The following is a 20,419-nucleotide window of genomic DNA, read 5'->3' on the forward strand; positions in this document are numbered from 1 at the left end:
TCCGTCGTTCCGCCTCGGTCAGCCCGGGTTGGGCCGGTTGTCGGTGAAGTTGCCGACCTGGGCACCCGTGGACGAGTTGTCGCTCGTGGAGCCACCGGCCGGGGTGCTCAGGCCACCCGTACCGGCGTCACCGGTAGTCGTCGGCGCCACCTTGCCCGGGTGCTTCTCGGGCTGCCGGGCCAGCCGGCGCACACTCGCCGGACCCGCAGTACCACCGGTCGTGGTCACCGCGCCCTGGCCCCGGGTCGGTCCGCCGTCGCGCAGCACCGTCGGGTCGACGGGTACGTCCGCCGGGTCGTCCGGGTCGAGTTCCTGCCGCATCCGCTCGACGTCGGTCTGCGGCACCGTGACCTCGTCCAGCGCGCCCTCGCCGTACACGCCTCCGGCGACCCGCTGCTCGGCCCGCCGGGCGGCGTCCTGCCGCATGTCGTCCTCACGCACGTCAACCACCTCGCAGCTCTCTCGGGGTATCGGTATGGCGTGCCCGAGGGTGGGTGGCTGAAACCGGAACCGGCGGCGGGAGGCCGGGTTGGCACCCGGATGTCCGGTTCCTGAGCGGGGCGGTCATTCGACGACGACCGGCGGTTACCTTGTCTCCGGCGAGGGGTAGACCCAGGGTGCCCCCGCCACCGAGCGCGAACCGCGCCGTGGCCGACCTGCGGTAGCGGGGCGAGGGTATGCAGGTACGACTCATCAAATCCTGAGGAGGACCAGATGAGCACGCAGGCTGCATCCACCAGGCCGATGAACCGGCCGATGTCCGACGTCCAGAACCGGTCGAGCATGCAGGACACGTCGACCCGGCACATGCCGTCGATGCACGACGGCCACCGGGAGCAGATGCCGTCCCCGGGTACGGAGACGAAGCAGGCGTTCCTGACCACCGAGTTCTGGGTGTACGCCGCAGCTGTCGCACTCGTCGCGATCGCCGCGTTCTGGAAGGGCACCACCGCCAACGGCCTGAACATCAACAACCCGAACCAGGCCTGGTGGTACCTGACCGCGCTGACCGGCGCGTACCTGGTCAGCCGTGGCCTGTCGAAGGCGGGCAGCGCGCGCCGCTCCGGCAAGGAGCGCCGCGGACGTTGATCCGACGCCGCGCGAACGGCGACGCCCCCGGGATCCGTCCCGGGGGCGTCGTCGCGTGTGCTCACTCCTCGCCGAAGTCCCCGAAGTCGTCGCCGCCGCCGTCGAACGCGTCCTCGATCATCTCCCCGGCGATCATGCCGCCGGCGACACCCAGCGCGGCGCCCGCGACCACGCCGCCCATGCCCGGGCCGCGCCGCCCGTGGCCGGCGTAGCCATGACCCGGGTAGCCGTGGCCGCCTCCGTGCGGCATGCCGAAGCCCTGGGCCCGCATGCTGCCGTAGCGGCCGGTGGTCTCCCGCAGCCAGCCGTCGACGACCTGCACCCAGTCGGTACGGGCCGCGTCGGTGTGCGGGACCGAGTAACGGCCGATGACGTCGTGCCCGGCGCTGAGGAAGCCGCCGCGCTTGTCGCACTCCAGGATCACCTCGACGCCCTGCTGGCTGGTCACGAACGTCAGCTCGACCTCGGTGACCGTCTGCGCGTACTGCGGCGCGGCGAAGAACTCGATCTCCTGGTAGAACGGCAGCGTCTGCGGCACGCCGTAGATGTGGCCCCGCTCCAGGTCGGCGTTCTTGAACCGGAAGCCGAGCGCCTGGAACGCCTCCAGGATCCGCTCGTGGATCGGCAGCGGGTGCACCGACACCTGGTCCAGGTCCGACTTGTCGACCGCGCGGGCGACCGCCAGTTCGGTACGCAGACCCATCGTCATGCCGCGCAGGCGCTGGCCGTACACGTCGGTGATCGGGGTCTCCCACGGCACCGGCATCTGGAACGGGATCGACAGCTGCTGCTTCGGCGCCAGTTCGAACGCGCCGCTGACGGGCAGCCGGTGGAACTCCATGACGCCCGCGTACTCGTGGTCGCCGCCCTCGATCTCGACGCGGGTGACCAGGCCGAGGTTGATCTGCTCGATCCGCGCCGGGCTGTCGCCGCCGACCAGGTTCACGTGCCCGTCCAGGGTCAGGCCCGGCCGGGTGTTCGGGTTGGTGAGCACCGTGTCGACGCTCGGGCCACCCACGCCGAACGCGCTCAACATCTTCTTGAAGACCATCGGTCACTCCCGCTGAACGGCACTCCGACATGGACCGTCGGACGCTTCGTCAGGGCACCCTAAATGCCGCGACTGAGAAGTGGCTGTGAGGCACGCCGTGGGCTCAGCCTGAATCCACCGGGGTGTGGTCGGGGTAGGGCGTGTTGAACGAGTGAGGGTGCTTCCTGAGCAGGGAAAATCGTGGTTACCACACCAATGATTCACCTACGCAAGGAGCACCCTCGTGGTGTCAGCATCGCACAGCTTGGATCGGCTCGTTGTCAGCGCGGATGACGGTAATGCCGTGTCGGATGCGGGTCTGCTGGTGGCGGCGTCGTTGGGGCAGCGGCTGGGTCTGCCGGGGCTGTTGCGGGAGCATGTGACGGTGCCGGGCAGTCTGGGCGCACATCCGGACGACAAGTGCCTGACGGTGATCCACTCGCTGCTGGCCGGTGGGGACTGCATCGATGATGTGGCCGCGTTGCGGGCGGGGTCGACCCAGGCGGTTCTAGGTCACCGGGTGGCGGCGCCCTCGACGGTCGGGTCGTTTCTGCGGGCGTTCGGGTTCAATCACGCCCGGCAACTCGATGTGGTCGCCCGTCGGTTGCTGGCCCGGGCGGTGACCGTGGGGGCGTCACCTGGCCTGACCGAGTCGGTGACGGTGGACATCGACTCCACGCTGTGTGAGACGTTCGGGTTGGGCAAGGCCGGCGCGCGGGAGGTGATGCGCACTGGCCGGCGGGGCTATCACCCTCTGCTCGCGGTGATCGCCGGCACCGGCGACGTCGCGCACGCCCGGCTGCGAAGGGGCCGGTCCAACGACGCCACCGCCGCGCCGGTGTTCATCAAGGAGACCATCGGCCGTATGCGGGCCGCCGGCGCAGCCGGGGAACTGGTTCTGCGGATGGACTCCGGGTTCTACCTGCACGACGTGGTCGCCGCCTGCCGGGCCGCCGGGGTGCGGTTCTCCATCGGCGCCCGCATGATCGGCAACCTGAAGCACGTCATCCCCGCCATCGACGAGGACGCGTGGACCCCGATCGACTACTTCCTACCCGGCGCCGCCGTCACCGAGATCGCCTGGACCCCGTTCACCCAGGACACCCGCGGCCACGACCGACCCGACCCGGCCCCGGTCCGGCTGATCGTGCGCCGCACCCCCTGCACCGACGCGTTGGCCCGCAACACCGGCCGCGCCACCCAGCAGGCACTGTTCCCCGTCTACGACTACCACCCGTTCATCACCGACCGCGACGGACCGATGCTCGACCTGGAAGCCGACCACCGCCGCCACGCCGAAGTCGAACTGGCCATCCGCGACCTCAAACACGGCATGGGCCTGGCCCACCTGCCCACCAAAAGCTTCGGCGGCAACGCCGCCTGGCTGGTCCTGAACACCATCGCCCACAACCTGACCCGCTGGACCGCCCGCCTCGGCCTCGGCCTGCCCCGCGTCACGGCGAAGACCATCCGCCGCAAGATCTACACCGTCGGCGCACGCCTCACCCGCACCGCCCGCCGCCTCCACCTGCACCTACCCCGCGCCTGGCCCTGGGCCGACACGCTCCTCAACGCCCTGCACCGCATCCGCAGCCTGCCCCCACCCGCCGGCTGACCACACCAACACCGACCACCACGACCAGGACCACGGAGCAAGCCGGGCAGACCGGCAGACCTACCCTGCCCAGCACTCCCACCCATCAGCAACAGTCAATCCCACGCACCGACACGCCCATCTCACCAACCACCGGTGGATTCAGGCTCAGTCCGCCCGGACCACCACCAGTTCGCCGACCTGCTCGCCGAGTTGCCGGCGGGCCTCCGGCGGCAGGCCGCCGTCGGTGATCAGTACGTCGGCCTCCTCCAGCGGTGCGATGGTGGCGATGCCGATGGTCTCCCACTTGGTGTGGTCGGCCAGCACCACCAGCCGCCGGGCGGACCCGATCAGCCGCCGGTTCACCGCCGCCTCCAGCAGGTTGGGCGTGGTGAACCCGGTACGTGGGCTCATCCCGTGCACGCCGAGGAAGAGAAGGTCGACGTTGAGGGCGGCGATGGCCGCCTCGGCGACCGGGCCGGTCAGCGCGTCCGACGGGGTACGGATGCCACCGGTCAGCACCACCGTCTGGTCGGCGCGTGGGTTCTGGTAAAGCGCGTCGGCCACCGGGATGGAGTTGGTGACCACTGTCAGCCCGCGTACCTCGGCCAGCCGGGCGGCCAGCGCGGCGGTGGTGGTGCCGGCGGAGAGCGCGACCGCCATTCCCGGCTCGACCAGGTCGGCGGCCCGCTCCACGATGGCGCGTTTCTCGGCCTGCTGCCGGACGGACTTGGCGGCGAAGCCGGGCTCCTCGGTGGAGCCGGGCCCGGCCAGTGTCGCGCCGCCGTGCACCTTGTCGATGAGACCGCGGTCGGCGAGCACCTCCAGGTCGCGGCGGATCGTCATGTCGGACACCCCGAAGCGGCTGACCAGGTGCGAGACCCGGACGCCGCCGCGCTGGCGGATCAACTCCAGGATGGCGCTCTGCCGTTGCTGGGCGAGCATGGGTACCTCCTCGGCGCGAACGGCCACGTACCGGTCAGGCGGTCGCGGGCACCGGTGCGGGCTCCTCGCGGACCACCGCCACCTCACCCGCCGGCACCTCCAGGGTGCCGTCACACCTGACGCCGCCGAGCAGCTCGACGCCGCTGACCGCCAGCCGTGCCGGCTCGGTGGTGTGGTTGACCACGAACAGCCAGCTCCGGTCCGCCGAGCGGCGGCGGACCACCTCCACCCCGGGCGGCGCGCTCACCGGTGGACGGACGCCGGTCTCGTCGAGCAGGCGGGCCACCAGCCGGTCGGTGGCCTCGTCGTCGAGGCGGGTGCCGACGTACCAGGCGGCGCCCGCACCGACGGCGTTGCGGGTCAGCGCCGGCACGCCGGGCAGCGGCCCGTCGGTGTACGCGGCCAGCACCTCCGCGCCCTCGGCGTGCAGCCACTCGGTCCACACGTCGGCGTGGGCGCCGTCGTCGAGGCGTACCGTCTCGCCGTCGCGCAGCGGGAAGAACTCCTCGACGCGTACGCCGAGCAGGTCGCGGAACGCGCCGGGGTAGCCGCCGAGCCGGATGTGGTCGTGCTCGTCGACGATGCCGCTGAAGTAGGTGACCACAGCGGTGCCACCGGCCTCCACGAACCGGCGCAGCGCGTCGGCGTCGGCGTCGCGGACGAGGTAGAGCGTGGGCGCCAGGACGAGCCGGTAGCGGGACAGGTCGGCCGACGGGTGCACCACGTCGGCGGTGACCCCGGCCCGCCAGAGCGCGGCGTGCAGCGCCGACAACCGGTCGGTGTAGGTGACGTCGACGCTGGGATGGGAGTCGAGTTCGGCGCCCCACCACGCCTCGTAGTCGAACAGGATCGCCACGTCGGCGTCGACGCGGCTGCCGCGTACCTCGGCGAGCGCGCGCAGGTCGGCGCCGAGCCGGCAGACCTCGCGGAACACCTTGGTGTCCGGCCCGGCGTGCGGGACCAGCGCGGAGTGGAACTTCTCCGCGCCGGCCCGGGAGGCCCGCCACTGGAAGAACAGCACCCCGTCGGCGCCGCGCGCGACGTGGGCGAGGCTGTTGCGGCGCATCTGGCCGGGCGTCTTCGCCACATTGCGGGGCTGCCAGTTCACAGCGCTGGTGGAGTGCTCCATCAGCAGCCACGGCGCGCCACCGGCGACGCCCCGGGTGTGGTCGGCGGCCAACGCGAGGTTGACCTGCGGTTGCGGGTCGGCGGCGGTGAGGTAGTGGTCGTTGGCGACCACGTCCACGTCGGCGGCCCAGGAGTGGTAGTCCAGGTACTTGATGCCGGTGCCGATCATGAAGTTCGTGGTGACCGGTTGCGGGACGAGCCGGTTCAGCAGTTCCCGCTCGGCGCGCAGCTGGGCGCGTTGCTCGTCGGAGGAGAACCGCAGGAAGTCCAGTTGCTGCGTGGGGTTGGCGAACGTCGGCGCGGTACGTGGCGGGTTGATCTCGGCCCAGTCGTGGTAGCGCTGGCTCCAGAACGCGGTGCCCCAGGCCGCGTTGAGCGAGTCCAGGTCGCCGTAGCGCTCGCGCAGCCAGCCGCGGAACGCCTCGGCGCTGACGTCGCAGTAGCAGTGCACGTTGTGGCAGCCGAGTTCGTTGGAGACGTGCCAGAGCACGACCGCGGGGTGCCGCGCGTATCGCCGGGCGACGGCCTCGACCAGCGCGAGCGAGTGGTCCCGGAACACCGGCGAGCTGGGGCAGTACGCCTGCCGGCCGCCGGGCCAGAGCACCGTGCCGTCGGCCCGGCGGGGCAGCGTCTCCGGGTGCCGGTGTGCCAGCCACGGTGGCGGGCTGGCGGTGGCGGTGGCCAGGTCGACGCTGATACCGCCGTCGTGCAGCAGGTCGATCACCCGGTCCAGCCAGTCGAAGACGTACCGGCCGGGGGTGGGCTCGAGCAGGGCCCAGGAGAAGATGCCGACCGAGACCAGGTTGACCCCGGCCCGTCGCATGAGGTCGACGTCCTCGGCCCACGTCTGCTCAGGCCACTGCTCCGGGTTGTAGTCGGCGCCGTACCAGATGCCCTCACCGTGCCAGTTCCGCATGACAGCAGAGGTTGCCCCCGAACAGCACCCAAGTCAACACTTTCCAACATCGACTGAAGTTCCAACGTTTACCGGCTCTTTGCCCTGCCGCACCGGCAACAGCGACGCCTTTTTGCCCTCTTGACAGCGCCGCGCGAGGGGGTAGCTTCAAGCGCCACCGGCTGTTTTTGTTCGGACGTGTGGATTCTCGGTGGATCTGCGGCGGCCGACACGAACACCGCTCCCCGCCAACGATCACGGTCCATGAGCGCAGCGCACCTCTTCCACGCAGGAGGCACCATGTCCCGTCCCCGCTCGCAAGCCGAATACCTCGCCCGGCTCGTACCCCCGTCCGTCGCCGGCCTGAACCGGCGCTCGCTGCTCGCCGGCGCGGCCGGCGCGGGGGCGCTGCTCGGCACCGGTCTGCTCGCCGGCTGCGGCGACTCCGACTCCGGTTCCGGCGGCGACGCCAAGAGCGTCTCGCTCGGCTCGAACCAGTCGGACCCGAAGCCCAAGGACGTCGTCGCCAAGGTGATGGACGGCTTCAAGACGTCCGCCGGCGTGACCGTCAACATCAACACGGTCGACCACAACACGTTCCAGGAGAACATCAACAACTACCTGCAGGGCAAGCCGGACGACGTGTTCACCTGGTTCGCCGGCTACCGGATGCGGTTCTTCGCCGCCAAGGGCCTGGCCGGTGACCTCAGCGACGTGTGGGGCAAGCTCGACGGCTACTCCGACGCGTTCAAGAAGGCGTCCACAGGCGACGACGGCAAGCAGTACTTCGTGCCCGCGTCGTACTACCCGTGGGCCGTCTTCTACCGCAAGTCGGTGTGGCAGCAGCGCGGCTACGAGGTGCCCAAGACGCTCGACGACCTCAACACGCTCGGCGCGCAGATGAAGAAGGACGGCCTGAACCCGATCGCGTTCGCGGACAAGGACGGCTGGCCCGCGATGGGCACGTTCGACATCCTCAACCTGCGGATCAACGGCTACCAGTTCCACGTCGACCTGATGGCCGGCAAGGAGGCGTGGACCTCCGACAAGGTGAAGAAGGTCTTCGACACCTGGGCCGGGCTGCTCCCCCTGCACCAGCCGGACTCGCTCGGCCGCACCTGGCAGGAGGCCGCCCAGTCGCTGCAGCAGAAGAAGAGCGGCATGTACCTGCTCGGCCTGTTCGTCGGCCAGCAGTTCAGCGGCGCCGACCTGGAGGACCTGGACTTCTTCACGTTCCCCGAGGTCGACTCCACGATCGGCGCGAAGGCCCTGGACGCCCCGATCGACGGCTACATGATGGCCCGCAAGCCGAAGTCCAAGGACGCGGCGGAGAAGCTGCTGACGTACCTCGGCTCGAAGGAGGCGGCGGACATCACGGTCAAGAACGACCCGAGCACGCTCGTCGCCAACAGCGGCGCGGACACCGGCGCCTACACCGCGCTGCAGAAGAAGGCGGCCGAGCTGGTCGGCTCCGCCACCGAGATCGCCCAGTTCCTCGACCGCGACACGCGGCCGGACTTCGCCTCCACCGTGATGATCCCGGCGCTGCAGCAGTTCATCAAGGACCCGAAGGACATCAGCGGGCTGCTCACCAGCATCGAGAACCAGAAGAAGTCGATCTTCACCAGCTGACGGCGGAAGGGGGAAGGACATCATGTCCGACCTGCCCCTGATCCAAGCGGATCGCGCCGTGCCGCCGCCGGCCGCGACCACCACCAAGGGTGGTCGCGGCCGCCGGCTACGGCTCCTGTCCCGCACCGACCGCGTGGTCATCACGCTCATGGTGCTGGTACCCCTGCTGCTCGTCGCCGGCCTGGTCTGGCTGCCCGCGGTGGCGACGGTGCTGCTCTCCGGCACGAACTGGGACGGCATCGGCCCGATCTCCGAGATCGAGTGGGTCGGGGTCAAGAACTACGACGACGTGGTGAACATCTACCCGCCGTTCGTCCCCGCGGTGCAGAACAACCTGCTCTGGCTGGCCGCGCTGTTCGTGGTGGCCACCCCGTTCGGCATGTTCCTCGCCGTGCTGCTCGACAAGGAGATCCGCGGCAGCCGCTTCTACCAGACCGCGCTCTACCTGCCGGTGGTGCTGTCGCTGGCGCTCATCGGCTTCGTCTGGCAGCTCATCTACAGCCGCGACCAGGGGCTGCTCAACGGCGTGTTCGGCGGCGAGACCGACTGGTACGGCGACCCGAACGTCAACATCTGGGCCGTACTGGTGGCGGCCGGCTGGCGGCACGTCGGCTACATCATGCTGCTCTACCTGGCCGGCCTGAAGGGCGTCGACCCGTCGTTGCGCGAGGCCGCCGCGGTGGACGGCTCCTCGGAGACCAGCACGTTCTTCCGGGTCGTCTTCCCGGTGATGCGGCCGATCAACATCATCGTGCTGGTGGTGACGGTGATCGAGTCGCTGCGCGCGTTCGACCTGGTCTGGGTCATCAACAAGGGTCGCAACGGGCTGGAGCTGATCTCCGCGCTGGTCACCCAGAACGTGGTGGGCGAGGCGAGCCGGATCGGCTTCGGCTCGGCACTGGCGACGATCATGCTGGCCGTCTCGCTGGTCTTCATCACCATCTACCTCTGGACCGTGATGCGGGAGGACAAGCGATGACCGCCGTCTCCGCCGGCCGCCGCCGCCCCGTGCGGCCCGCCCGGGTCGCGCTGCACCTGTTCCTGGGTACGGTCGCCGTGGGCTGGCTGTTCCCGATCCTGTGGGCGGTGCTCACCTCGTTCCGCTCCTACGAGTACACCGCCGCCAACGGTTACGTGTCACTCGGCGGCTGGACGATCGACAACTACGTCACCGCCTGGCGTACCGCCGAGTTCGGCAAGCACTTCCTCAACTCGGCGTACATCACGATCCCGGCGGTGCTGCTCACGCTCTTTCTCGCCTCGTGCGTGGCGTTCGTGATCGCCCGGTTCAGCTGGAAGCTCAACATCGCGCTGCTCGGCCTGTTCACCGCGGCGAACCTGCTGCCGCAGCAGGCGCTGCTCATCCCGCTGTTCCGGATGTTCACCGAGATCCCGCTGCCGGCCTGGATGAGCGACTCGGAACTGCTCTACGACAGCTACTGGGGACTCATCCTGGTCAACGTCGCGTTCCAGTGCGGCTTCTGCGTGTTCGTGCTCAGCAACTACATGAAGGCGCTGCCGCACGAGCTGTACGAGGCCGCGATGGTCGACGGGGCGAACGTGTGGCGGCAGTACTGGCAGGTGACGATGCCGCTGTGCCGTCCGGCGCTGGCCGCCCTCGCCACGCTCGAGGTCACCTGGATCTACAACGAGTTCTTCTGGGCCACAGTGCTCATGCGGACCGGCGACAAGTTCCCGGTCACCAGTTCGCTGAACAACCTGCGCGGCGAGTTCTTCACCGACAACAACCTGGTCTCGGCCGGTTCCGTGCTGGTCGCGATCCCCACCCTGGTGATCTTCTTCCTGCTCCAGAAGCAGTTCGTCCGGGGTCTGACGCTGGGAGCCTCCAAGGGATGACGATCGTCCACCTGCGCCGCGCGCGGACCAGCCTGGTGCTCGACGCACGCGGCCCGGGGCTTCCCCGGGTCGTGCACTGGGGCGCCGACCTCGGCCCGCTGCCCGACGGGGATCTGCCCGCGCTCGTCGACGCCACGGTGCCGCCGGTGGTGCCGAGCAGCTTCGACGCGCCGACGGTGCTGTCGCTGCTGCCCGAGGCCAGTGCCGGGTGGAGTGGGCGGCCCGGTCTCGCCGGTCACCGCGACGGCCGGGACTGGTCGACGGCGTTCCGCCTCACCGGCCTCGACGTGCACGACGACCTCGCGGCGCCGCCGCCCCACCTGTTAGGAGGGGACCCTTCACATGCACCAGGCGTTAACAAGGGGCCCTTCCTTACCTCCGGGCGGGTGGTGGTGCGGGCGGCGGACCCGGGCGCCGGGCTGAGCCTGACCGTCGAGATCACGTTGGACGCGGCGGGTGTGCTGACCCTGCGGCACCGGCTGCGCAACGACGGCGACGGCCGGTACGAGCTACGGGAACTGACGCCCGTACTGCCGGTGCCGGCGGTCGCCACCGAACTGCTCGACCTGACCGGCCGCTGGTGCCGGGAACGCGCCCCGCAGCGGCACCCGTGGCCGATGGGCGCCTGGGTACGCGAGGGACGGCACGGCCGTACCGGCCACGACGCGACCCTGCTGCTGGTCGCGGGCACTGCTGGGTTCGGGTTCCGGCACGGCGAGGTGTGGGCGGTGCACACGGCGTGGAGCGGCGACCACGTCACCGCCGCCGAACGCCGCCCCACCGGTGAGTCCACCCTCGGCGGCGGCGAGCTGCTGGCACCCGGCGAGATCGTGCTCGGACCGGGTGAGGAGTACGCCACTCCCCTGCTCTACGCGGCGCACTCGGCCGACGGGCTGGACGGGCTCAGCGAAGCGCTGCACACCCACCTGCGGGCCCGTCCGTCGCACCCGCGCACGCCGCGGCCGGTGACGCTGAACGTGTGGGAGGCGGTCTACTTCGACCACGATCTGGACCGGCTGCGGACGCTCGCCGACCGGGCCGCCGAGGTCGGGGTGGAACGCTTCGTGCTGGACGACGGCTGGTTCCGCGGCCGGCGGCACGACCAGGCCGGGCTCGGCGACTGGTGGGTCGACGGCGAGGTCTGGCCGGACGGGTTGCAGCCGCTGATCGACCACGTACGCGGGCACGGCATGCAGTTCGGGCTCTGGGTGGAGCCGGAGATGGTCAACCCCGACTCCGACCTGTTCCGCGCCCATCCCGACTGGGTGCTCCAGGCGCCGGGCCGGCTGCCACCGCCGTGGCGCCACCAGCAGGTGCTCGACCTGGCCCACCCGGACGCGTACGCGTACCTGCTCGCACGGCTCGACGCGGTGCTGAGCGAACACGACGGGCTCGCGTACCTGAAGTGGGACCACAACCGCGACCTCACCGAGGCCGGGCACGCCGGGCGGCCGGGTGTGCACGGGCAGACCCTCGCGGTCTACCGGCTGCTGGACGAGCTGCGTGCCCGGCACCCGGAGGTCGAGATCGAGAGCTGCTCCTCCGGCGGCGCCCGGGTCGACCTGGAGATCCTGCGCCGTACCGACCGGGTCTGGGCCAGCGACTGCAACGACGCGCTGGAACGGCTGTCCATCCAGCGCTGGACCGGTCTGCTGCTGCCGCCGGAACTGATCGGCACGCACATCGGGCCGGAACGCTCGCACACCACGCACCGCGTGCACGACCTGAGCTTCCGCGCGGTGACCGCGCTGTTCGGCCACCACGGCATCGAGTGGGACATCAGCGCGATCGAGCCCGGCGAACGGGCCGAACTCGCCGCCTGGGTCGCGCTGCACAAGCGGCTGCGCCCGCTGCTGCACGGCGGCCGGGTGGTCCGGGTCGACCACCCGGACCCGGCCGTGCAGGCCCACGGCGTGGTCGCCCACGACAGCTCCCACGCGGTGTACGCGGTCAGCCGGCTCGCCACCTCCGCGGCCCAGGTGCCGGGCGCGGTACGGCTACCGGGGCTGGACCCGCAGCGGCGCTACCGGGTCCGCCCGCCCGCCGGAGTACCGGAGCCCGCACTGCTGGAGCTGTCCCCGCCGGGCTGGCTGGCCTGGCCCGGTGACGGCATCACGGTGACCGGTTCGGTGCTGGGGTCGGTCGGCCTGCAACTGCCCGCTCTCCACCCCGAACAGGCCCTGCTGCTGGAGGTGGTCGCGGCCTGACCCCGTCCACCCCGGTGATCAAGGAGTTCGTGTCGCCGCCGGCGTCCGAACGGGACACAAACTCCTTGATCAACCGGTTGGGGGGTCAGGCGGGGGTGCAGGTCACCGCGGGGGTGGAGTTGGTGCCCTGCCAGGTGCCGATGAAGCCGAAGCTGGTGCTCGCGCCCGCGCCGAGGCGGCCGTTGTAGTCGACGTTGCGGGCGGTGTACGCCGATCCGCTGTTGCTGACGCTCGCGTTCCACGCCTGGGTGACGGACTGGCCGTTGGCGTACGTCCAGCGGACCGTCCACCCGGTGATCGCGGCGGTTCCGGCGGTCACCTTGACCTCACCCTGGAAGCCGCCCTGCCACGAGTTGCCGACGGTGTAGGTGGCGGTGCAGCCACCGGACGGCGGGGGCGTGGTGGGCGGCGGCGGGGTCGGGCTGACGGTCGGGCTGGTCGTCGGGCTGACCGTGGGGCTGACAGTCGGGGTGACGGTCGGGGTGGTGCTCGCGTACACCGACGCTTCCCGGGAGGTGGCGGCGATGCCGTTGGCGCCGTTGAAGATCCGCTGACCCCAGCTGGTGAGCTGGGCCGGGTTGAACGCGGTCGTCATGTCCAGGTACTCCACGCCGCCGCCGTTGCCGCTCCACGACCAGCCGAGGTAGCCGATGCCGTTGGCCTGGGCGTACGCCATGATGGCGTCCTCGTCCGGGTTGCCGTCGGAGTGGTTGAAGCCGAACTCGCCGACCACGATGGGCAGCCCGGCGGTCCGGAACCGGCCCAGGTAGTCGCTGATCTCGGCGGCGGTGTCGAAGACGCCGTACATGTGGATGGAGAAGAGGGTGTTGCGCTGCGCGTCGGCGGCGAAGACGGTGCCCGCGTTGTCGCGCATGGTGAACGACCAGTCCTGGCCCCAGTTCGGCGCGTCCACCATGATCGTGTGGGTCAGCCCGGCGGCGCGCAGCCGCTTGATCGCGTTCGAGGTGTCGGTGGTCCAGGCGCTGTAACCCTGGTTGCCGAACGGTTCGTTGCCGATGTTCACGATGACGTACTTCTCCTGGCCCTTGAGCACGTCGGCGATGCTCAGCCAGTAGTCGGTGGCCTTCGCCAGCGAGGCGGCGGCGCCCTCCTCGCCGTACCCGGTGGTGTCGTGCACCTCCAGCACGCAGATCAGCCGGTTGGCCTTGCACAGCGAGATCACGTTCGCCACGTCGGCGGCGCTGTTCTTCGTCCACCGGTCGCCGCTGGCGAGCACCACCCGGACGGTGTTCGCGCCCAGTGCCTTGATGTCGGCAAACGAGCTGGTCTGCTGCGGGTACCAGGTGTGCGCGTGGTTGACCCCGCGCATGACGAACTCGACGCCGCCTGCGTCGTAGAGCCGACCGTTGGAGACGGAGAACCCGGTGGCGGCGTGGGCCGGCTGCCCGAGGGCGAAGACGGCGGCGAGGGCCGTCAGCAGGACGGCGCCCGCGACGGAGAGCAGTTTCTTCATGGCTGTCCTCAGGGGAAGGTCTCCCCCGTGCCCGAGCGGGGGTGCGGTGACGGTGACGAGGTGGTGGCGACTGAGCCCGGTAGTCGCCGCCCGGTTCCCGAACGGACGCAGGCATCAGCGTAGGGCGATGGAAGGCGGGAGGCAACCGGTTAAGCGGGATCGGCCGGGAGGCGACACCGCTTGACGTGCCCACCTGAACTGAACCGGTTAAGAGACGAATGCGAAAGCGGACAGCAGGGTTGACCCGCGCCGCGCGGGGTATCCGTGGACGATCCGCCCGGGAAGGAGACGTGCCATGGTCAACGTCGGTTACACCCTCATGTGCGAGCAGGCCGGCCCGAAACAACTGGTCGACCACGCCGTACGCGCCGAGGCCGCCGGCTTCGACCATCTGGTCATGTCCGACCACTACTACCCCTGGCTGGAGTCCCAGGGCCACTCCCCGTACGCCTGGTCGGTGCTCGGCGCGGTCGCCCACGCCACCAGCCGGGCCGAGCTGATGTCGTTCGTGACCTGCCCGATCCGGCGGTACCACCCGGCGGTGGTGGCGCAGAAGGCCAGCACCATCGGGGTGCTCTCGGACGGACGGTTCACGCTGGGCCTCGGCGCCGGGGAGAACCTGAACGAGCACGTGGTGGGCGGGTGGCCGCACGTGCAGCAGCGGCACGAGATGTTCGAGGAGGCGCTGCAGATCATCCGGCCGCTGCTCAACGGCGAGACGCTGACGTTCTCCGGCAACCACTTCGACGTGCCGGACGCGTACGTCTGGGACCGTCCGGAGCGGCCGGTGCCGATGGCGGTGGCCGCGTCCGGCCGGCAGTCGGCCACGCTGGCCGCCGAGTACGCCGACGCCATGATCGCCACCGACCCGCTGTCCCACCTGATCGACATGTACGAGGAAGCGGGCGGCGCGGGCCGGCCCCGCTACGGGCAGGTGGCCATCTGCTACGGCCCGGACGAGGACGAGTGCCGCAAGATCGTGCACGACCAGTTCCGCTGGTTCGGCCTGGGCTGGAAGGTCAACGCCGACCTGCCCGGCCCCGAGTCGTTCGACGCGGCCACCCAGTTCGTCCGCGAGGAGGACGTGGCCGAGGGCATCTCCTGCGGCCCGGACACCGACCGGCACGTCGAGGCGTTCAAGAAGTTCGTCGACGCGGGCTTCACCCACGTCGCGCTGGTCCAGGTGGGCGGCGACACCCAGCCGATGTTCCTCGACTGGGCCCAGGAGGAACTGCTGCCCCGGCTGCGCGAGCTGTGACCGTCGCACCGCTACCTCCCCCGCTGAGGAGTTGACGCCATGCGTATCGGGAACACCGAGATCCGTCCCGCCGGGGGCGGGCGCGGCTGCCTGCTGATGATCCTCTTCTCGATCGTCGCCTCGGTGGTGCTCACCGTGCTGCTCAACCTGGTCCTGTAGAACCCGGCCCGGCGCGCGCGACGGCGACCCCAGAATGGGGCATGCCCCTGCTGACCGCGCTGCCGCTGGCGCTGGAGATGGTCGCCGGGTCGAAGCTCGTCAGCGCCGTCGTCCTCGCCGCCGGCCGTCACCCGCGACGCAGTTCGGTGGCCTTCCTGGCCGGCGTCACGGTGGGCGTCCTCGGGCCGTTGACGCTCTGGTACGCGGCCTTCCGGGTGGTGCGGCACACCGCCGTGCACGGCATCGGGGTGGGCGGCAGCCGCCGGCTCATCGACTGGATCGTGCTGGGCCTGCTGGTCGTCCTCATGGTGGTCACGTTCCGCAGGCGGCGGCGCGACCGGCCGTCCGGATGGCTGCGCCGGTTGCAGGACCCGCGGCCCGCGTACGCCTTCGGTCTGGGGCTGCTGCTCGCCGTCGCCGTGCCGAGCGACGAGCTGGTCATGGCGTCGGTCGCGGGCAGCATGGCCGGGCACGGCCGGCCGTGGTGGCACCTGCTGCCGTTCGTGGCGCTCACCGTGCTGCTGCTGGCCCTGCCGCTGCTCACGCTGCTGATCTTCGGCGAGCGCGCGGAGCGGCTGCTGCCCGCCTTCCGGTCCTGGACCGACAGGCACTCCTGGCTGGTCAGCGAGGCCGTCATCGGAATCTTCGCAGCCTTCGTGGTGGCCGACCTGGCGGGGTCGTTCAGCCGGCCGTGAGGTCCACGTCGGCCAGCACCGGGTAGTGGTCGGACGCCGAGTCGGCGTCACCGTCGCGGACCACGCGGACCGCGCGGACCCGATCGGCGAGCGCCGGGGTGGCGAGCAGGTAGTCCAGCCGCATCCCGGCGAACTCGGCGCCGCCGTGCCGGGTCGGCACGGTCAGGCCGCCGGGTTCGTCGCCGCCGGAGCGCGGCCACAGGTCGACCAGCCCGGCGTCGAGCAGCCGGGCCACCGCGCGGGTGTCCACGGTACGGCCGTCGCGGCGCAGGTGCCGCCGCCGGTACGCCGTCGCCAGCCCGGCCAGCCGGGCGGTGTGGTCGACGGCGGGTTCCAGTGTGTTCAGGTCCCCGGCGAGCAGCGCCAGCTCTCCCCCGGTACGCCGCAGCGCGGCGGCGAGCCAGTCCGCCTCCATCCGCCGCCGCCCACCCGTGTACGGGTACAGGTGCGTGCTGAGCACGGTGAGCGGGCCCGCGCCGGTCGCGACCTGCACCCGGGCGGCGGCGTGGTGGAACGGGCGGCGGACCCGGCCGGCGCGCAGCACCCGCCACGGCGGGCGGACCAGCACCGCCACCGGCTGGCCGAAGCAGGAGCGGGCAAGGTACGCGGCCATCCCGAGCCGGTCGGCCAGCCCGCCCAGCGTGGCGTCCATGCCGCGCAGTTCCTGCAGCGCCAGCACGTCGGGGCGCTGCGCGGTGACGACCGAGACGATCCGGTCCCGGCGGTCGGTGCCGTCGCCGTCCCGCCCGCCGGTCCGGATGTTCCAGGTCATCACCCGCAGCATCGGCTCAGTCCGGCCGGGCGGCCTTGGCCAGCTCGTCGTCCAGCTCGTCCACCTGTTCGGACTCGATCGCCGGCTGGTTGCCCTCGGCCACGTCGGCGTTCGGCTTGATCACCCAGTACAGCAGCGACAGCCAGAGCGCGCCGAGCAGGATCGCGCCCATGAAGTCGGTCGGGTGGTGCATGCCCCGGTACATCCGGGAGGTGGCCACGCCGACCGGCATCAGCACGGCCATGCCCACGAACAGCCACCGCCACCACCTGTCGGTACGCGGGAACACGATGACCGCCATGGCGACCCAGAGGCAGATGGTCGCCGCGATGTGCCCGGACGGGAACGACGAGGTGGGCATCGGCCCGTCCAGGTTCTCCACCGGCGGCCGGGGCCGGTCCACCACGCGGGCGCTGGCCAGGAACAGGCTCAGCTCGCCGAACATCGCCAGCACCACGTACAGCACCGGGCGCCACCGCCGCCACACGGCCAGCACGATCGGGCAGAACACCAGCGAGACCAGCAGGATGGCGTGGGTGTCACCGAACTTGCTCCACCACCAGCTCAGCTCGGTGAGCACGTCGGTGTGCCGCTCGGCGAACCAGCGCGGCACCTCGGTGTCGAGCGTGTCGAAGAACGTGCCCTTGGCGTGGTAGCTGACGAACATGCCGAACGCGTAGAGCACACCGAAGACGAGCACCCAGCCGACCAGCAGCTCGGCCACCGCCGAGCGGGGGTGCTCCAGCACCTTCTCCTCGTCCGGCGCGAGCGCCAGGTCCTCGCCCGCCTCCGGCTCCAGCCCCTCGCGCAGCGGCGGCACCGGCCGGCCGCGCTCGCGCCGCCACAGCCGGAAGGCGTACGCGGTGACGCCCAGCCAGGCCGCGCCGAGCAGCCAGCCGCCGATCACGTCGGACACGAAGTGCACGCCCAGCGCGATCCGGGTCAGCCCGACCAGGAAGATCAGCAGGCCCGCGACGGCGATGGCGGGCTTGCGCCAGCGCGGCGACATGGCCGGCAGGAACACCAGCAGCAGCGCCCCGTACGCGACGAACGAGCCGAGCGCGTGACCACTGGGGAAGCTGTTGCCCGGCGCGCTGGCGATCGGCACGTCCACCACCGGGCGCAGCCGCCCGACCAGCGCCTTGAGCGACGGGTCGAGGATCAGCCCGCCGACGCCGGTGACGATCAGGTAGACCGCCAGCCGGGACTGGCGGCGGATCAGCAGGCCCACCACGGCGATGGTGATCAGCCAGATCAGCACCGGCCGTCCGCCCAGGTCGGTGATCGCCTGCAGCACGGTGACCAGCGGGCCGTGCGGCGCCACCAGGTCGTTGAACCACTCGGCCACCGCGTGGTCGGCGTCGCCCAGCGGGCTCCACCGGAACCGGACCAGCATGAGCAGCACGCCGAACCCGACTCCCGCGCCGGCCACGGCGAGCAGGCCCGCGAGGCTCCGTTCGGCGAAATGGCCCAGCGGCCGGCGCCCGGCTTCCTTGACCGCGGTCACACCGCACCTCCCTTGTTCTTCTGCGAGGCGCGCTGTACCCGATCGGCGTGTCCCGTACACGCCGCACCGGCGTGGCGTCAGAGCGAGGTCATGTCACCGGTGTCGAAAAGTTCCTCGCGTTGCGCCTCCGGCTCCCACAGGTCCGGCTTGGCGGGCTCCTCCACGCCGATGCGCATCGCTTCGAGCTGGGCCGCGAAGGCCAGCCCGCCGAACAGCGCGATCCCGGTGAGGTTGGCCCAGAGCAACAGGGCCATCATGCCGGTCAGCGCGCCGTAGGTCTGGCCGAATCCGCCGCTGTACTTGACGTAGGCGGCGAGCAGCAGGCTGGCCAGCCACCAGATCGCGATGGCGATGGACGCGCCGAAGAAGAGCCAGGACAGGCCGGGCTGGCGGCGCCGGGGCGCGTGCCGGAACAGCACGGCGACGGCGAGCACGGTGAGGCCGAGGCTCAGCGGCCAGCGGATCACGTCCCACCCGGCCATGGCGAGGTCGCCCCACTCGTAGTGCCGCCGTACCGACTCGCCCATCGCCCGGCCACCGACCAGGATCAGGAAGCCGGCCAGCGCGGGCACGCCGGCGACCACCGCGAGGACCGCGGCGCGCAGGTACTTCGCCAGCGCCGGGCGGTCCCGCTCGACGCCGTAGATCCGGTTGGCGCCCCGCTCGATCTGCGCCATCGTGGTGGTCAGCGCGACCAGCCCGGTGAGCAGGCCGAGCGTCAGGGCCAGCTCACCGGCGTCCTCGGTGCGCTCGCTGTCGGTCAGCAGGTCCTGCACCATGGCTTCGCTCTGGCCGGGCGTGATCGCCAGCACCGTGTCCGCGACGACCTTGCCGCCCTCGTCCACGCCCAGGTCGGTGATCAGACCGGTGAGCGCGATCAGGAACGGCACCACGGCCAGGCAGAGCTGCAACGCCAGCGCCCGCGAGTGGCTGAACCCGTCGCCGTAACGGAACCGGATGAACGCGTCCCGCAGCAGGCACCAGCCGCCGTGCCGGCGCAGTGTGTGCCAGGCGTCGTCGGCGGACAACTCGTTCTCGGTCATCAACCGGGTCTCGGGGACCAGCTTGGTGCTACTCACGCCGCGCCTCCTCGACCAGGTGCTCACCACGCTCGCCGACCGCCTCGGCGTCCTCCGCCAGGTCGGGGTGCTCCTCGGGACGCGGTACGCAGAGCCAGAGCGACTCCGGGCGGATGGTGGCCTTGAGCGAGCGGCCCGGCTCGATCAGGTCGCCGTCGAGCTGCCGGGGCTGCGCCCGGGTGCTGGTGATCTCGACCGACCGGGCCCGGAACACCTCCATCCCCGGCACCCGGTCCCGGCGGCGCAGCACCGCCCAGCCCATGGCGAGCCAGTGGCGCAGCGTACGCGGCGTCAGCACCGCCACGTCCAGCCAGCCGTCGTCCGGTTCGGCCTCGGTGAGCAGGCGTACCCCGCCCTGCAGGCGCCCCACGTTGGCGACCAGGACCGAGCGGGCCCGGCGGCGCAGCGGCGGCTTGCCGTCGATGCGCACCGACACCCGCATCGGCCGGTCGCGCAGGTGCCGGGCGGCGCCCACCACGTACGCGGGCCAGCCGATCCGCTTCTTGGTGGTCTCGGAGGTGGAGTCGAGCATCTGGGCGTCGAAGCCCATCCCGGCCATCACCGCGAAGCACTTGTCGCCGACCACGCCGACGTCGAGGCGGCGCATCCCGCGCTCGACGGCGACCTCCAGCCCGGCGGCCAGGTCGCCGGAGAGGCCGAGGTTGGCGGCCAGCAGGTTGCCGGTGCCCTGGGGCAGCACGGCCAGCGCCACATCGGTGCCGGCCAGCGCGGTCACGCAGGCCATCACCGTGCCGTCGCCGCCGCAGGCGAAGACGACCTCCGCGCCCGCCTTCACGGCCTGTTCCGCCTGCCCCCGGCCCGGGTCCTCGACTGTCGTCTCGTACCAGGTCGGGGCCGGCCACCCGGCGGCGGCGAGCGCGCCGTCCACGGTGCGGCGGAACTCGTCCAGGTCGGCCACCTTGACCGGGTTGACCACCACTGCCGAGCGCGGGGTGCGGTTCTCCGCGTTCACCGGGCGCTTGTCGTCTGCACCGTCCACGGCGTCAGTGTGCAGGACACGGGGCGTGACGGCGACCCGGCGCAGCGGGACGTTGCGAGGACCGCAAACAGGTTTGAAAACTCCGGTGGCCTCAGGCG

The 20,419-nt window shown here is 71.2% G+C and carries 17 protein-coding genes; 8 read left to right on the top strand and 9 right to left on the bottom strand.

Features of this window, described 5'->3' with window-relative positions:
• Window positions 1–18: 18 nt before the first annotated feature.
• Window positions 19–441, bottom strand: coding sequence for a hypothetical protein (locus O7607_RS03950; protein ID WP_269701057.1), 423 nt, complete (start codon window positions 439–441; stop codon window positions 19–21).
• Between the two features lie 273 nt (window positions 442–714).
• Here O7607_RS03950 and O7607_RS03955 point away from each other — a divergent pair, with 273 nt between their 5' ends.
• A complete protein-coding gene (locus O7607_RS03955) occupies window positions 715–1,089 on the top strand; it encodes a hypothetical protein (protein ID WP_433495397.1) in 375 nt (124 codons plus the stop codon).
• Between the two features lie 61 nt (window positions 1,090–1,150).
• Here O7607_RS03955 and O7607_RS03960 read toward each other — a convergent pair whose 3' ends face one another.
• Window positions 1,151–2,140 carry a sporulation protein gene (locus O7607_RS03960; RefSeq protein ID WP_269701058.1) on the bottom strand — a complete coding sequence of 330 codons (990 nt, stop codon included), beginning with the start codon at window positions 2,138–2,140 and terminating at the stop codon, window positions 1,151–1,153.
• Between the two features lie 226 nt (window positions 2,141–2,366).
• Between O7607_RS03960 and O7607_RS03965 the strand changes: the two genes are divergently transcribed.
• Entirely contained in the window at window positions 2,367–3,734 is a 1,368-nt protein-coding gene (locus O7607_RS03965) for an IS1380 family transposase (protein WP_269706888.1), read from the top strand.
• 147 nt (window positions 3,735–3,881) lie between these two features.
• Here the strand turns inward: O7607_RS03965 and O7607_RS03970 are convergent, their stop codons facing one another.
• Entirely contained in the window at window positions 3,882–4,658 is a 777-nt protein-coding gene (locus O7607_RS03970) for a DeoR/GlpR family DNA-binding transcription regulator (protein WP_269701059.1), read from the bottom strand.
• Between the two features lie 34 nt (window positions 4,659–4,692).
• Window positions 4,693–6,702, bottom strand: coding sequence for a beta-galactosidase (locus tag O7607_RS03975; protein ID WP_269701060.1), 2,010 nt, complete (start codon window positions 6,700–6,702; stop codon window positions 4,693–4,695).
• A 279-nt stretch (window positions 6,703–6,981) separates the two neighbouring features.
• Between O7607_RS03975 and O7607_RS03980 the strand changes: the two genes are divergently transcribed.
• Genes O7607_RS03980 through O7607_RS03995 form a run of 4 tightly spaced genes read left to right on the top strand, consistent with a single transcriptional unit; the run spans window position 6,982 to window position 12,377 of the window.
• The gene (locus tag O7607_RS03980; protein WP_269701061.1) at window positions 6,982–8,313 is read left to right on the top strand and encodes an ABC transporter substrate-binding protein; all 1,332 of its coding nucleotides are present in this window, start codon (window positions 6,982–6,984) and stop codon (window positions 8,311–8,313) included.
• Window positions 8,314–8,335: 22 nt separating this feature from the next.
• On the top strand, window positions 8,336–9,292 hold the full coding sequence (locus O7607_RS03985; RefSeq protein WP_269701063.1) for a carbohydrate ABC transporter permease: 957 nt from the start codon (window positions 8,336–8,338) through the stop codon (window positions 9,290–9,292).
• Complete coding sequence (locus tag O7607_RS03990) at window positions 9,289–10,170, top strand: carbohydrate ABC transporter permease (protein ID WP_269701065.1); 882 nt, start codon at window positions 9,289–9,291, stop codon at window positions 10,168–10,170. The genes O7607_RS03985 and O7607_RS03990 overlap by 4 nt, the downstream gene beginning before the upstream one ends.
• Window positions 10,167–12,377, top strand: coding sequence for an alpha-galactosidase (locus O7607_RS03995; RefSeq protein WP_269701067.1), 2,211 nt, complete (start codon window positions 10,167–10,169; stop codon window positions 12,375–12,377). The genes O7607_RS03990 and O7607_RS03995 overlap by 4 nt, the downstream gene beginning before the upstream one ends.
• Before the next feature lie 85 nt (window positions 12,378–12,462).
• Here the strand turns inward: O7607_RS03995 and O7607_RS04000 are convergent, their stop codons facing one another.
• The gene (locus tag O7607_RS04000) at window positions 12,463–13,851 is read right to left on the bottom strand and encodes a cellulase family glycosylhydrolase (protein WP_269701069.1); all 1,389 of its coding nucleotides are present in this window, start codon (window positions 13,849–13,851) and stop codon (window positions 12,463–12,465) included.
• Window positions 13,852–14,146: 295 nt separating this feature from the next.
• On the opposite strand from O7607_RS04000, the gene O7607_RS04005 reads away from it, so the two are divergent.
• Entirely contained in the window at window positions 14,147–15,109 is a 963-nt protein-coding gene (locus tag O7607_RS04005) for a TIGR03557 family F420-dependent LLM class oxidoreductase (protein ID WP_269701070.1), read from the top strand.
• Window positions 15,110–15,309: 200 nt separating this feature from the next.
• Complete coding sequence (locus O7607_RS04010; RefSeq protein WP_269701072.1) at window positions 15,310–15,963, top strand: GAP family protein; 654 nt, start codon at window positions 15,310–15,312, stop codon at window positions 15,961–15,963.
• Here the strand turns inward: O7607_RS04010 and O7607_RS04015 are convergent.
• From O7607_RS04015 to O7607_RS04030, 4 genes are all read right to left on the bottom strand, one after another.
• Window positions 15,950–16,747, bottom strand: a complete 798-nt coding sequence (locus O7607_RS04015) for an endonuclease/exonuclease/phosphatase family protein (RefSeq protein ID WP_269701074.1) — start codon at window positions 16,745–16,747, stop codon at window positions 15,950–15,952. The two genes, O7607_RS04010 and O7607_RS04015, sit on opposite strands and share 14 nt — an antisense overlap.
• Window positions 16,748–16,751: 4 nt before the next feature.
• The gene (locus O7607_RS04020) at window positions 16,752–18,242 is read right to left on the bottom strand and encodes a phosphatase PAP2 family protein (protein ID WP_269701076.1); all 1,491 of its coding nucleotides are present in this window, start codon (window positions 18,240–18,242) and stop codon (window positions 16,752–16,754) included.
• A 77-nt stretch (window positions 18,243–18,319) separates the two neighbouring features.
• Window positions 18,320–19,321: a YihY/virulence factor BrkB family protein gene (locus O7607_RS04025; RefSeq protein WP_269701078.1), complete on the bottom strand. Its 1,002-nt coding sequence runs from the start codon at window positions 19,319–19,321 to the stop codon at window positions 18,320–18,322.
• The gene (locus O7607_RS04030; RefSeq protein ID WP_269701080.1) at window positions 19,314–20,321 is read right to left on the bottom strand and encodes a diacylglycerol/lipid kinase family protein; all 1,008 of its coding nucleotides are present in this window, start codon (window positions 20,319–20,321) and stop codon (window positions 19,314–19,316) included. Before O7607_RS04030 ends, O7607_RS04025 begins: the two co-directional genes overlap by 8 nt.
• Window positions 20,322–20,419: the final 98 nt, after the last annotated feature.

The organism is Micromonospora sp. WMMA1949 (assembly GCF_027460145.1).
Classification (GTDB): Bacteria; Actinomycetota; Actinomycetes; order Mycobacteriales; family Micromonosporaceae; genus Micromonospora.